Consider the following 13,647-nt stretch of genomic DNA (forward strand, 5'->3'; position numbering starts at 1 on the left):
GACATCAGCGCAGGAACGCTGCCGCGACCCCGGCGTCCACGGGGACGTGCAGGCCGGTCGTGTGCGAGAAGTCGTCGGTGCAGATGGCGTAGACGGCGTTGGCGACGTTCTCGGGCACGACCTCGCGCTTGAGGATCGTGCGCTGGGCGTAGAACTTGCCGAGGTCCTGCTCCTCGATGCCGTACGTCTTCGCCCGGTTCGCACCCCAGCCGGACGCGAAGATGCCCGAGCCACGGACGACACCGTCGGGGTTGATGCCGTTGACGCGCACCCCGTGCTCACCGAGTTCGGCCGCCAGCAGCCGGACCTGGTGCGCCTGGTCGGCCTTGGTCGCCGAGTAGGCGATGTTGTTCGGGCCGGCGAACACCGAGTTCTTCGACGAGATGTACACGATGTCGCCGCCGAGGCCCTGCTCGATGAGGACCTTCGCGGCCGCCTTCGACACCAGGAAGGAGCCCTTCGCCATGACGTCGTGCTGCAGGTCCCAGTCCTGCTCGGTGGTCTCCAGCAGGCTCTTGCTGAGGCTGAGCCCGGCGTTGTTCACGACGAGGTCGAGGCCGCCGAAGTGCAGGAGCGTCTGCTGGACCGCGTGGTCGATCGCGCCGGCGTCCGTCACGTTCGCGGCGACGCCGATCGCCGTGTCGGTGTTCCCGATCTCGGCGGCGGCCTCCTGCGCCTTGGCGAGGTCGAGGTCCGCGATGACGACCGCGGCGCCCTCGGCCGCCAGGCGCTTCGCGATGGCCTTGCCGATGCCGCTCGCGGCTCCGGTGACGAGGGCGATGCGCGTGGCGAGCTTCTTCGGTGCGGGCATCCGCTGGAGCTTCGCCTCCTCGAGGGCCCAGTACTCGATGCGGAACTTCTCGGCCTCGTCGATGGGGGCGTAGGTGCTGAGAGACTCCGCGCCGCGCATGACGTTGATGGCGTTCACGTAGAACTCGCCGGCGACGCGGGCGGTCTGGGCGTCCTTGCCGTAGGAGAACATGCCGATGCCCGGGACGAGCACGATGAGCGGGTCGGCGCCGCGGATCGCCGGGCTCGTCTCGTCGGCGTGCCGGTCGTAGTACGCCTGGTAGTCGACGCGGTACTGCTCGTGGAGCTCGTGCAGGCGGGCGGTCTGCTCCTCGACCGTCGCCGTGGCGGGCAGGTCGAGGATGAGCGGCTTCACCTTGGTGCGGAGGAAGTGGTCCGGGCAGCTCGTCCCGAGGGCCGCGAGCTCCTCTGCCCGTGACGACGCGAGGAAGTCGAGCACCACCGGGCTGTCGGTGAAGCTGCCGACGACGGGCTTGTCGTGGCCGGCGATGCCCCGGATCGTCGGGGCGAGGGCGGCGGCGCGCGCGCGGCGTTCGTCCGTCGGCAGCGCCTCGAAGCCGCGGCGGACGGGGCCGAACGGCTGGTCCTTCCCGTGTTCGGCGATGAAGGCCTCTGCCGTGTCGATGATCCAGCGGGAGTTCGCCTCGGCCTCATCGCTCGTGTCGCCCCAGGCGGTGATGCCGTGGCCGCCGAGGATCGTGCCGATCGCCGCGGGGTGGTCCCGCTTGACCGCTGCGATGTCGAGCCCGAGTTGGAACCCCGGTCGGCGCCACGGCACCCAGACCACCTTGTCGCCGAAGACCTGCTCGGTCAGGGCCGGGCCGTCGGCGGCGGTCGCGATGGCGATGCCGGCGTCGGGGTGCAGGTGGTCGACGTGCGCGGCGTCGACGAGGGCGTGCATCGCGGTGTCGATGGAGGGTGCTGCCCCACCGCGACCGAACAGGGTGTGGTCGAACGCGGCGACCATCTCGTCCTCGCGCTCGACGCCGGGGTAGACGTCCTGCAGTGCGCGGACGCGGTCGACGCGCAGGACTGCGAGGCCCGCCGGGGTGAGGGTGCCGAGGTCGCCCCCGGAGCCCTTCACCCAGAGCAGCTCCACCGGTTCGCCCGTGACCGGGTCGGTGTCGGTGCCCTTGGCGGAGGTGTTGCCGCCCGCGTAGTTCGTGATCCGCGGATCCGAGCCGAGCGCGTTCGAACGTGCGACGAGCGCACTGATCGTCGTGTCTGCGTCGGTGCCGTGCGTTGCGGGGTCCACCCGTGCCTCCAGTCCTGTGCTTGTCATGATGTCTACGCGCCCCAGCCGGCCTGGACGCCGCCGACCCGGTCCTCGGCGATCTGCCGCTGGTAACCGGAGTCGAGGTAGGCGCGCATCGGGTTCGCGGGGAGCCCGCGGGACTCGCGCCATGCGGCGAGGTCGGCCCGGACGTCGGTCTGGTACGCGTCCATGAAGATCTCGTTCGCGCCGAGGACGTCGTGCGCCTCCTGTGCGGCGGTCAGTGCGACGCGGTCGAGCAGCAGTGCTCGGGCCGTCATCTCCTGGACGTTGAGCACCGAGCGGATCTGCCCGGGGATCTTGTCCTCGATGTTGTGGCACTGGTCGAGCATGAACGCGACGTCGGGGTTGTCGTAGCCGCCGCCGCGGATGACCTCGACGAGGATGCGGAACAGCTGGAACGGGTCAGCGGCGCCCACGATCAGGTCGTCGTCGGCGTAGAAGCGCGAGTTGAAGTCGAAGCTGCCGAGCTTGCCGAGGCGGAGGAGCTGCATGACGATGAACTCGATGTTCGTGCCGGGGGCGTGGTGGCCGGTGTCGAGGCAGACCATCGCCTTGTCGCCGAGCGCCGCCGTCTGCACGTAGCTCGTGCCCCAGTCCGGGACGTCCGTGTGGTAGAACGACGGCTCGAAGAACTTGTACTCGAGCACGAGGCGCTGGTCCGGGCCGAGGCGGTCGTAGATCGTGGTCAGCGAGTCGTGGAGGCGGTCCTGGCGGGAGCGCATGTCCTCCTGCCCGGGGTAGTTCGAACCCTCGGCGAGCCAGATCTTCAGGTCGCGGGAACCCGTGGCGTCCATCACGTCGATGCAGCGCAGGTGGTGGTCGATCGCCTTCTGCCGGATCGACTCGTCGACGTGGGTCAGGGCGCCGAACTTGTAGTCGTCGTCCTGGAAGGTGTTCGAGTTGACGGTGCCGAGGGAGACGCCGTGCTCCTCCGCGTGGCGCTTCAGGTCGGCGAAGTCGTCGACGAGGTCCCACGGGATGTGGAGCGCGACGGTCGGTGCGAGCCCGGTGTACCGGTGGACCTGGGCGGCGTCGGCGATCTTCTCGTAGGGGTCGCGCGGGGTGCCGGGGGTCCCGAACACCTTGAAGCGGGTGCCGGAGTTGCCGAACGCCCAGCTCGGGAGCTCGATCGCCTGCCGGGCCAGCTGGTCGGCGACGGAGCTGAAGCTCGCTGATGTCATCGTGTCACTTCCTCGTGTCGATTGAATCGTTTCATACGGTACGTGCTGCGCGGGGTTCGCGCAAGCCGGGGTCTGGTCGCGCGCTCCGTGGTGGCGGTTCGGGGCGGTGCTGCACAACCACAGTGCGTTCGAACCGCGCGATCGCGCGGCGCAACGTGACTTTGGTTGTGCGCCGCCCGCGGCCGCCGCGGCGGGGGCGCGGCGGGGCCGGGCGGCGCGGCGGGCCGGCGGGCCGGGCCGGGCCGCGCCGCCGCGCCGCGGCCGCCGCTACCCCGCGGGGACCGCGGCCGGCGCGCGCAGCTCGTGCGTGCCTCCCGACACGCGCTGCTCCGCAGCACCGGGCAGCCGCACCACCGCGGTGACGCCCTCGGGCACGGTCACCCGCACGAGCAGCTCCCCGTCGACGAGCTCCCACCGCACGGCGACGTGCCCGTGCACGGTGTCGAGCGAGGTCGACGCCCACGTGAGGCCGCCTCCGGGCTGCGGTGCCACGAGCACCGACTCGTACCCGGGCGTCAACGGCGCGAGACCACCGACCACGCGGTGCATCCAGTCCGCCACGGCACCGAGCGCGTAGTGGTTGAACGACGTCATCTGGCCCGGGTTGATCGTGCCGTCCGGCAGCATCGAGTCCCACCGCTCCCACACCGTCGTCGCGCCCATCGTCACCGGGTACAGCCACGACGGGCACTCGGTCTGCAGCAGCAGCCGGTACGCGTCCTCGAGGTGTCCGGTCTGCGTCAGCGCATCCGTGATGAACGGCGTCCCGGCGAAGCCCGTCGAGATCCGGTACCCGGACTGCTCGACGAGCTCCGCCAGACGGTCGCCGGCCGTGGCCTGCTCCGCCTCGGACAGGATCCCGAACACGATCGCGAGCGTGTACACGGTCGTGCAGTCGGACAGGATCCGACCGTCGTCCTGCAGGTAGTGGGTCCGGAAGCCGGCCTGGAGGCGCGACGCGAGTTCCCGGAACTCGCTGGCTTCCGCCTCGTGGCCGCCCAACAGCTCGGCCGCGTCCGCCGCGATGGTGGCGGACCGGTACGCGCAGATCGTCGCGACGACGCCCTTGTCGGCCTTCGCCGCCGCGGGGTCCTCCGGCGGGGCGTCCGGGTCCAGCCAGTCGCCGAACTGGAACACGGTGTCCCACAGGTCCTCGGGGGAGAGGTGGTCGCGGACCCGCCGGAGGTGCGCGGCCATGGACGGGAACTGCTCCTCGAGCACCGCGGTGTCGCCGTACGCCTGGTAGAGCGTCCAGGGCACCCACACCCCGGCGTCCGACCAGACTGCGGTGGCGTCGGGCTTGCCGAAGTCCTCGGCGGGGGAGTACTTCAGCACGTCCGGCACGACGAAGGGGATGATGCCGTCGGCGTGCTGCTGCTCGAGCCACACGTCGCGGAGCCAGTCGCCGAGGAACGCCCGCGTGTCGAAGAGGTACGACGCCGTCGGTGCGAACGCCGCGATGTCGCCGGTCCACCCGAGTCGTTCGTCGCGCTGCGGGCAGTCCGTCGGCACGCTGAGGAAGTTCCCCTGCATGCCCCGCACCACGTTGTCGTGGAAGGTGTTCAACAGCTCGTGGCTCGACTCGAACGTGCCGGTGCGGGGGAGGTCCGACCCGACCTGCACCGCGGTGAGGGCGGTGCGGAGCTCGTCGAGCGTGCCGGGCCACCCGTCGACCTGGGCGTACCGGAAGCCGTGGAACGTGAAGCGCGGCTCGAAGACGTCCTGGCCGTCCCCGCTGAGGGTGAAGTGGTCGGTGGCCTTCGCGGTGCGCAGGGGGCGCGTGCCGAGCTCGTCGTGCTCGAGGACCTCGGCGTGCTGCAGGGTCAGGACCGTCCCCGCCGGGCCGGACGCGGTCACCCGGATCCAGCCGACGAGGTTCACGCCGAAGTCGACCAGCGTGGCGCCGGCGGGGCTCGTCCAGACCTCGACCGGGGCGATCTCGGCGAGCGGTCGGACGGGCGGCACGGTGTCGGCGACGAGCTCGCGCTCCCCGAGGTCCACCGTGTGCACCGTGCTCGTGCGGCCCTCGTGTCCGTCCACGCTCGGCACCGTCACGTCGCCGGGCGTGAGGAAGGAGCCGTCGCGCAGGCGGGCGTCGACGTCCTCGCCGTCGTACAGCTGGTCGGCCGTGATCGCACTCGACAGCGCCTGCCAGTCGGTGTCGGTCGCGACGAGCTGCTCGTGGCCGTCGGCGAAGGTGACGCGGAGTTCGGCGAACCCGGCGACCTCGTCGGCGTACCAGCCGCCACCGCCGCCCCAGGCGAGGCGTCCGGCGGCCCAGCCCTTGCCGAGGACGAGCGCGAGGACGGCGGCGCCACCCGGCTCGGCATCGGTGAGGTGTGCCGTGACGTCGTGCGAGACGACGCGGACGCGCCACTCGTAGCTCGTCCACCCCGGCTCGAGCAGGTGGTCGGAGACGCGCTGCCCGCCGAGCCAGGCCTCGACGACGCCGAGGGCGCTGACGTCGAGGGTCGCGCTCGTCACGGCGCCGTGGCCGTCGTCGAGGGTGAACTCCCGGCGCAGGATCGGTGCGCTCCCGAGGTCGGCGTCGCTCGCGATGAACGGTGCTGTCCAGGCGGTCATGTGGTGTGTCCTTTCGCGCGACCGGTCGTCGTCGACCGGTGCGGGGGTCGTGGGCCCGGCCACCCGCCCGCGGGAGCGGGGTGGTGGAGGCAGGTCGCGCCTCCAGGCCGTGGATCGGGCGTCAGCCCTTGACGGCGCCGCTCGTCATGCCGGCGACGATCTGACGGTTGAAGAAGATGTAGAGGATCAGCGGCGGGATCGTGATGAGCAGCACGTCCGTGAACAGCAGGTTCAGCTGGCTGACCGACTGGCTCTGGAACGTGTACAGCGTCTGCTGCACCGTCGCGTTCTCGGAACCCGGCAGGAAGTACAGCGGGTTCGTGAAGTCGTTGAACACGGTCACGGACTGCACGAGCACGACCGTGATGATGACCGGCTTGAGCAGCGGCAGGACGACCCCGAAGAACAGGCGGATCGGACCGGCGCCGTCGAGCACGGCTGCCTCGTCGAGCTCCTTGGGGATCGTCGCGACGAACGCCCGGAAGAGCAGGATGCAGAACGAGAGGCCGAAGGTCGCCTCGATGAGGATCATCCCGCCCATGGTCTTGAACAGGTTGAGCCCCTGCAGCACCCAGATCGTCGGGACGATCGCGGGCGGGACGATGAGGCCGGCCAGGACGAAGAAGTTGATCAGGCCGTTCCACCTGCTCGGCCGCCGTTGCAGGACGTAGCCGACCATCGCGGAGAACACCACCATGATGATGACGCTCCCCACGGTGAGCACGGCACTGTTCAGGAACGAGCGCAGGATCCCGCCGTCGCCCGTCTGCATGACCGCCACGAGGTTCTGCCACAGCTGCCACTGGGTCGGCAGGCTGAAGCCGAGCTGGTTGGCCTCGGCCGGGCTCTTCGCGGCCTGCAGCAGGACGAAGACGAACGGCACGAGGAAGACCACGAAGCTGACGACGATCGCGACGATGCCGATGACCCACTTGCGTGCGGTGTTGCGGCTCCGGGCTCGTGTGGGGGTCAGCCGCTGGCTGGTGATCGCGGTCACAGGTCCGCCTCCTTGCGGTTGATGAGCCAGGAGATCGGGACCATGATCGCCGTGACCACGATGAACAACACGACGTTGCCGGCGGTCGACAGCCCGTAGAACCCGGCCTGGTACTGCTTGTAGATCACGCTCGCGATGACGTCGCTCGTGAAGCCGGGGCCGCCGCCGGTCATCGCCCAGATGAGGTCGAACGACCGCAGGCCGCCGATGAGCGACAGGATGATGACCGTCCCCATCGCCGGGCGGGACAGCGGCAGCGTGATGTTCTTGAAGATCGTCCACGCGCTGGCGCCGTCGACCCGGGCGGCCTCGAAGTACTCCTGCGGGATCGCCACGATGCCGGCGATGAAGATGAGCGTCGCGATGCCGACGCCCTTCCAGACGTCCACCGCGGCGACGCTCCAGAGGGCGAGGGCCGGGTCGGTCAGCCACCCCGGTGTGGGGAGGCCGACCGCCCCGAGGGCGCCGTTGATGATCCCGTGGAAGGGGTCCATCAGCGCCTTGAACGTGATGCCGATGCCGATGGTCGACACCAGCACGGGGAAGAACACCACCGCTCGGAGGTACCCGCGCCCGAGCACGGGGCTCGTGAGGAGCAGGGCGAGGGCGAGTCCGAGGACCACCTTCGCCGCGCTCGTCACGAACCCGTACTCGAACGTGTGCACGAACCCGGAGACGAGCTGCGGGTCCTGGAAGAACCGGACGAAGTTGTCGAAGCCGATGAAGGTCTGGTCGAACAGCGTCCAGCGGGTGAGCGAGAAGTAGAACCCCGCGAAGGTCGGGACCGCGAAGAACACGACGTAGAGCGCGATCGCCGGGATGAAGAACCAGGCCGGGTAGAACGAGCGCATGCGGCGCCGTGCCGGCCCGGGGCCCGCCTTCGTGGTCTGCGGCGGGGCCACCGCCGTCGTGAGGGTCGCGGTCACCGGATCACCAGCCCTTGATGCCGAGCTGCTGGGCCTGCTGGACGACGTCGTCGTCGTACTGGTCAGCGCCCTTCGCCGCGTTCGTGATGCCCGAGCCGACCTGCACGCAGATCTTCTCGAGGTTCGGGCCCTTGATCGGGGAGAGGAACTCGAGTGCCGGGCTCGCCTTGCCGTCGTCGAGGTACTTCTGCAGGTCGCCGATCATCGGCGGGACGGAGTCGGGCAGGGTGCAGGTCGAGATGACGTACGGGCCACCGGGGGTGCCGGTGTCGTTCTGCACCTTGCAGCCCTCGGACGAGTTCGCGAAGGCGACGAACTTCTTGGCGGCCGCGAGCTTGTCACCCGTGGTCGTCTTCGGGATGTAGAGGCCGTTCGGCTCCCAGATGGTGAGGTTCGTGTCGTCCGCGTTCTCCGCCGGGAGGGCGAAGGCACCGATGTCGTTCACCGCGTCGGGCGAGTCCTGCTGGATCGCCGAGATCGCGTTGGTCAGCATCGGGTACTGGGCGCCCTTCCCCTCGGCGAGCATCTTCAGGCCGTTCGCCTGCGTGGCGGACGCGTAGTCCTCGTTGTAGAGGTCCTTGTCCTTGCCCTCCTGGAGGTGCTGGAACCCGGCCAGTGCCGGCTGCTCCGCGTAGGACTCCTTGTGCTTCGTGTACTGCGTCGCCCAGTTCTTCTGCTGCGCGGTGATGTTCGCGAAGTCGCCGAGGACGAACAGCTGGCTGGTCCAGGTGTCGCCGTAGGTCTGGATGATCGGCGCGATGCCGGCGTCCTTGATCTTCTCGCTGTTGCTGATGAAGTCCGACCACGTGGTCGGGACGCTCAGGCCGAGGTCCGCGTAGACCTTCTTGTTGTAGAGGACGGCGCCGCCGAAGCTGGTGCCGAACGGTGCGCCGTACATGCCCTTGTCGGTGCTGACGACCTTGGTGAACTGCGGGTCGACGTCCTTCGCCCAGCTCTCCTTCGAGAGGTCGACGAGCGTGTTGTCCGGGTTGAGCGCCTGCATGAGCGAGCCGGAGTTGTAGTTGAAGACGTCGGCCATCTCGCCGGTCGACAGCCGGGTCTTCACCAGGTTGTCGCCGTCGGTGCCCTGCGGCTTCGTGTCGAACTTGACGGTGATGTCGGGGTTCGCCTTCTCGAACGCGGCGATGAGCGGCTTCGCGGTGGCGGCGGTGGCCTCGGCGTTGTCGGCGAGGTACGTGATCGTGACCTTGCCGCCGCCGCTGCCGGTGTCGGCGGAGCCGCCCGACGAGCACGCGGCCAGGCTGCCGATGAGGACCGCGGCGCCGCCGATGGCGAGCAACCTGGTGGTCAGGGGACGAGCTGACATTCCTTACCTCCTCGTAAGGCCCGGGACTGGGGGAACCCGGGTGAAACGGACCCGGTCACCGCGCCGATGCGGTTCCCGGTGGTGCTGTTTAGAACGTTTCAATCGGAATGGAACCATGCGGATTGAAGCGTGTCAATCACCGATCCTGATTCGTTACGCAAGTGCGCGGTCCCGCCGGCCGCGGGAGCCGGGAGGCGCGGGTCGGCCCCGGCGGGCGGGGTGCGCTGGGCGGGCGGGGCGGGTGCGGCTGCGCTGGCGGCAAAGCGACACCGTGCCGCCGAACCCGCGTGGGAATGTGTCGCTTCGGCGGTGTCAAGCGCGGAGCCGTCCTGTGAACTGTCGCTTTGGCGGAGCGGTCGGGGCGCGGCGGGCGGGCGGTCCCGAGGTTTCGCGCGCGCGGGCCACCGCGCGAGACTCGCCTGGGCGGACACTTTCGCGGCTCCGCGCCCGCGAAAGTGTCCGCCGAGGTGAGACTCGGGAACGCCGAACGCCGAGCGCCGAGCGCCGCGCGCGGCCGCTCAGGCCTCGGTACGCCTCGGGTCGCTCGGCGCCGTCCGGGCAGCCGCCTCGGCCGCCCCCGCCCGCCCGAGGGTGCTCTCGCGCGGCACGAGCTCGCTCCCGAGCACGACCGTCCGGTGCACGTGCTCCGCGGGGTCCTCGTCGAGTTCGGCCAGCATGAGCTCGACCGCCGCCGCGCCCATCTCCGACCCGTGCATCGTCACCGACGTCAGCGGCACGGCACCGCCCCACGCGACCGAGTTGTGGTCGCAGCCCGACACCGGGATGTCCTCCGGCACCCGGTTCCCCGCCGCGCGCAGTTCGGACACGACCGCCATCGCCAGCAGGTCCGTCACGCCGAGGATGCCGTCCGGACGCTCGTCCGCCGGCATCGCGGCGATGCGTGCACCGGCGTCGGTCCCGCCGGGAGGGTCGATGTCTCCGGCGTCGATGTCGACGAGCGTGACCTCGGGGTGGGCGGCGACCGCACGGAGCACCCCAGCCCGCCGACGTTCGACGGGCTGCAGCTCCGCGCGGGCGCTGACGAACCCGATGCGTCGGCAGCCGCGTTCGATGAGGTGCTCCGTCGCGAGGAACGCCGCTTGCTCGTTGTCCACCACCACCGAGCACGCATCGACCTCGGTCGGCTCGAAGTTCACGTAGACCACCGGTCGCCCGTGCCGCCGCGTGGTCTCGACCTGCTCGCGGGACTGGGTCATCGGGGCGAGCAGGATCCCCGACACGCGTGCACTCTCGAGGAACGCGAGGTGCTCACCCTGCGCCTGCAGGTCGTCCTCGCTGCTCGTGATGAGCAGGGTCAGCCCACGCTCACGCGCGGCGAGCTGCGCACCGTTCACCATGTCGCTGAACAGGGAGTTGCGGAGGGACATCACGACGAGCCCGATCGCCCGCGTACTCCCCGAGGCGAGTGCCCGCGCGTTGCGGTTCGGCGTGTACCCGAGGTCGGTGATCGCGGCACGGACCCGCGCCGCCGTCGCGTCGGCCACGCGTTCCGGGTGGTTCAGCACGTTCGAGACCGTCGCGAGCGAGACGCCCGCCCGAGCGGCGACGTGGTGCACGCTCGGCGGTCCGTCGCGCCGGGGGACATGCACCATGCTCCGATCGTAGGCGGACCGGCGCGTCCTCCCGGCCATCCGCCGGACAGGACGGCCGACCGACGCGCCCACCCGGCCATCCGCCGGACAGAACGGCGGACCGGCGCGCCCTCCCGGCCATCCGCCGGACAGGACGGCGCACCGACGCACCGTCCCGGCCATCCGTCGGACGGGAGGTGGGCCCCACCACCCGGTTCCGGCGCACCGCGCCAGCGGGGCGACGGCCGTGACGGGAGGCGCGGTGCGGCGCCGACCCGCGCCTCCCGTCCGACGCGGCTCGCCGCCCGGTCCGCGAACGCGACGGTGTGCCGCGAACGGTTGCCTGGGGTCTGTCGCTCTGCCGGCACGGACGCCACGGCATGCCTGTGTCCTGTCGCTCCGGCGGCACGATCACGGGTGCGCGGCGAAGCGCGCAGCGCCCAGCGCGCCTCAGCGCTCGGCGACGGTGGACTGCCGCACGACGAGCTCGGGCGTGAACTCCACGTGCAGCTGGTCCGTGCCCTGCCCCTGGTCCACCTGGGCGAGCAGCAGTTCGATCGCCCGCCGCCCGAGGTCCTGCGCCGGCTGCCGCACCGAGGTGAGCGGGACGACCGCGGCCTCGGCGAACGCGATGTCGTCGTACCCGACGATCGCGATCTCCTCCGGAACCCGGATCGACCCGCGCATGATGAACGCCTGTTCGAGGCCGACGGCGAGCAGGTCGTTCGCCGCGAACACCGCGTCCGGGCGGTCGGCGGCCGGGCGGGCCTGGATCTCCTCGCCGACGCGCCGACCCTCGAGGACGGAGAGCGACGTGGTCGGGATCACCTCGAGCGCCGCACCCGCCGCCTCGGCCGCGGCGACCGCGCCGGAGTGGCGGTCGGTGACCTGCCGGATGCCGAACGGGCCGCCGACGAAGGCGATCCGCCGGCGTCCGATCGCGGTGAGGTGTGCGACGGCGATGCGGCCTCCGGCGACGTCGTCGACGGAGACGGACGCGAAGTGCTCGTCGTCGGCACGGCGGTCCACGAGGACCACGGCGGTGCCCTGGTCGCGCAGGCGCTCGAGGCGGCCGAGGTCGTCCCCGGCGGGGGAGATGAGGAGTCCGGCGACGCGTCGCTCCTCGAAGAGGTCGACGTAGGTGTGCTCGCGGTCGACCGACTCGTCGGAGTTCCCGACGAGGACGGCCAGGCCCTTCTGCATGGCCGCGTCCTCGGCGCCGCGCGCGACGTCGGTGAAGAACGGGTTGCCGCCGTCGAGCACGATGAGCCCGACGGTCGAGCTGCGGCCGGCGCGGAGCTGGCGGGCGGAGTCGTTGCGGACGAACCCGAGTTCGGCGATCGCGGACTGCACGCGTTCGACGGTCCCCGGTGCCACCTTGTCGGGACGGTTCAGCACGTTCGAGACGGTGCCGAGTGACACGCCGGCGAGCGCTGCGACGTCCCGAACGCTCACTGCCATGGGGTCATCCTGGCATCGGGGCGGGCGTTCCGGTGGAGCGACTTGCCCTCCGGCCGAACGACGAGTACCGTCTCCGCAGCACCGTTGAAACGATTCACTGACGAACACGCGAACGGAGGACCAATGGCGGTCCGTATCGGAGCCCGCAACACCACGGGCTGGAAGGCGACGATCTCGGTCGCCATGTCGAACTACATCGAGTCGGGGTCGATCATCGCGATCGCCACGAGCCTCAGCCTCTGGCAGGCGCAGTTCCACGTCGGGGACCTGCAGGTCGGGCTCCTCGCCAGCCTGTCCGCGAACGCGTTCGGCGCAGCGGCCGGAGCCATCATCGGCGGACCCCTGTGCGACCGCTACGGCCGGAAGTTCATCTACACCTACGACCTGCTGCTCTACATGCTCGGGATCCTGCTCGCGGTGTTCGCCGGCAGCTACGGCATGCTCCTCGTCGGGTTCATCCTCACCGGCATCGCGGTCGGCGCGGGCGTCCCCGCGAGCTGGACCTACATCGCCGAGCAGGCCCCGGCCGACAAGCGCGCTGCCCACGTCGGCACCGCGCAGCTCGCCTGGTCGATCGGCCCCATGGTCGGCTTCGCCCTGGCCATCGCCGCCGCGCCGCTCGGGCTCCTCGGCAGCCGCCTGATCTTCGCGCACCTGTTCGTCGTCGCCGCGATCGTGTGGTGGCTGCGACGCGGTCTGCCCGAGTCCACGATCTGGAAGGACGAGCGCGCGGCCACCGGCTCCGCGAACTTCTTCCACGGCTTCACCCAGCTGTTCAGCCGCCGCAAGAACCTCACCGCGATGCTGTTCCTGTTCGGCGTCTACGCGCTCTGGAACACCGTGGCCGGGCAGGCCGGCATCTTCCAGCCCCGCGTCTACTCCGCCACCGGCGTGACGAGCGTCACCGAGCAGTACGGGCTGCAGATCCTCGTGTGGGGCTGCACCGTCGCCGCGACGTACTTCGGGTTCATGCGCTTCGCCGACCGCATGAGCCGGAGGGTGCTCTACGCGATCGGCGCCGCGCTCGCGGTCGTCGCCTGGGCCGTCCTCATCTACGCGCCCGCGAACCTCGGCACGCTGCTGTTCTTCGCGATCGCGTGGGGCATCTCGTCGGGCATCGGCGCGCAGGCGTTCTACGGGCTCTGGACGAGCGAGCTGTTCGCCACCCGGTACCGGGCGAGCGCGCAGGGCGTCCTGTTCCTCGCCGCGCGGGTCATGGTCGGGCTGCTGAGCATCTGGTTCCCGCTCCTGCTCTCCGACATCGGGCTCCGTGCACTCGGCGGGCTCATCCTCGGCCTGCTCGCGCTGTCGTTCCTGGTCGGGACGATCTGGGCGCCGCGGACGCAGGGCAAGACCCTCGAGGAGATCGAGGCCGAACGCTACGGCACCGTCACCAGCGCGACCGGCACGGTCCGCACGCCCGAGGAGCACGCCGCGCGCCAGCAGGCGCTGCGGGGTGCGCGAGACGAGCGGACGCCACGGTGAGCGACGCGG

General features: G+C 70.7%; 9 protein-coding genes. 1 reads left to right on the forward strand and 8 read right to left on the reverse strand.

The window, feature by feature from the left end:
• Nucleotides 1-4 precede the first annotated feature (4 nt).
• From BM028_RS09375 to BM028_RS09410, 8 genes are all read right to left on the reverse strand, one after another.
• Nucleotides 5-2,092 carry a bifunctional aldolase/short-chain dehydrogenase gene (locus BM028_RS09375; RefSeq protein ID WP_092386165.1) on the reverse strand — a complete coding sequence of 696 codons (2,088 nt, stop codon included), beginning with the start codon at nucleotides 2,090-2,092 and terminating at the stop codon, nucleotides 5-7.
• A gap of 5 nt (nucleotides 2,093-2,097) precedes the next feature.
• Complete coding sequence (gene rhaI, locus BM028_RS09380) at nucleotides 2,098-3,267, reverse strand: L-rhamnose isomerase (protein WP_092386167.1); 1,170 nt, start codon at nucleotides 3,265-3,267, stop codon at nucleotides 2,098-2,100.
• 267 nt (nucleotides 3,268-3,534) lie between these two features.
• Nucleotides 3,535-5,850, reverse strand: a complete 2,316-nt coding sequence (locus BM028_RS09385; protein WP_092386169.1) for a family 78 glycoside hydrolase catalytic domain — start codon at nucleotides 5,848-5,850, stop codon at nucleotides 3,535-3,537.
• 121 nt (nucleotides 5,851-5,971) lie between these two features.
• On the reverse strand, nucleotides 5,972-6,838 hold the full coding sequence (locus tag BM028_RS09390) for a carbohydrate ABC transporter permease (protein WP_254789534.1): 867 nt from the start codon (nucleotides 6,836-6,838) through the stop codon (nucleotides 5,972-5,974).
• 5 nt (nucleotides 6,839-6,843) lie between these two features.
• Nucleotides 6,844-7,698, reverse strand: coding sequence for a carbohydrate ABC transporter permease (locus BM028_RS09395; protein ID WP_083295454.1), 855 nt, complete (start codon nucleotides 7,696-7,698; stop codon nucleotides 6,844-6,846).
• 79 nt (nucleotides 7,699-7,777) lie between these two features.
• Nucleotides 7,778-9,100, reverse strand: a complete 1,323-nt coding sequence (locus BM028_RS09400) for an ABC transporter substrate-binding protein (protein ID WP_071295611.1) — start codon at nucleotides 9,098-9,100, stop codon at nucleotides 7,778-7,780.
• A gap of 518 nt (nucleotides 9,101-9,618) precedes the next feature.
• The gene (locus tag BM028_RS09405; RefSeq protein ID WP_175496039.1) at nucleotides 9,619-10,713 is read right to left on the reverse strand and encodes a LacI family DNA-binding transcriptional regulator; all 1,095 of its coding nucleotides are present in this window, start codon (nucleotides 10,711-10,713) and stop codon (nucleotides 9,619-9,621) included.
• 429 nt (nucleotides 10,714-11,142) lie between these two features.
• Nucleotides 11,143-12,153, reverse strand: coding sequence for a LacI family DNA-binding transcriptional regulator (locus BM028_RS09410; RefSeq protein WP_071295613.1), 1,011 nt, complete (start codon nucleotides 12,151-12,153; stop codon nucleotides 11,143-11,145).
• 123 nt (nucleotides 12,154-12,276) lie between these two features.
• Between BM028_RS09410 and BM028_RS09415 the strand changes: the two genes are divergently transcribed.
• Nucleotides 12,277-13,638: an MFS transporter gene (locus BM028_RS09415; protein WP_217647242.1), complete on the forward strand. Its 1,362-nt coding sequence runs from the start codon at nucleotides 12,277-12,279 to the stop codon at nucleotides 13,636-13,638.
• Nucleotides 13,639-13,647: the final 9 nt, after the last annotated feature.

This window comes from Curtobacterium sp. YR515 (assembly GCF_900113095.1).
Taxonomy (GTDB): Bacteria; Actinomycetota; Actinomycetes; order Actinomycetales; family Microbacteriaceae; genus Curtobacterium.

Bases quoted from the DNA above. Each gene is read 5' to 3' on its own strand.
- BM028_RS09375 (WP_092386165.1), bottom strand. From the start codon at position 2,092: ATGACAAGCACAGGACTGGAGGCACGGGTGGACCCCGCAACGCACGGC.
- BM028_RS09410 (WP_071295613.1), bottom strand. From the start codon at position 12,153: ATGGCAGTGAGCGTTCGGGACGTCGCAGCGCTCGCCGGCGTGTCACTC.
- BM028_RS09415 (WP_217647242.1), top strand. From the start codon at position 12,277: ATGGCGGTCCGTATCGGAGCCCGCAACACCACGGGCTGGAAGGCGACG.
- BM028_RS09395 (WP_083295454.1), bottom strand. From the start codon at position 7,698: ATGCGCTCGTTCTACCCGGCCTGGTTCTTCATCCCGGCGATCGCGCTC.
- BM028_RS09400 (WP_071295611.1), bottom strand. From the start codon at position 9,100: ATGTCAGCTCGTCCCCTGACCACCAGGTTGCTCGCCATCGGCGGCGCC.
- rhaI (WP_092386167.1), bottom strand. From the start codon at position 3,267: ATGACATCAGCGAGCTTCAGCTCCGTCGCCGACCAGCTGGCCCGGCAG.
- BM028_RS09385 (WP_092386169.1), bottom strand. From the start codon at position 5,850: ATGACCGCCTGGACAGCACCGTTCATCGCGAGCGACGCCGACCTCGGG.
- BM028_RS09405 (WP_175496039.1), bottom strand. From the start codon at position 10,713: ATGGTGCATGTCCCCCGGCGCGACGGACCGCCGAGCGTGCACCACGTC.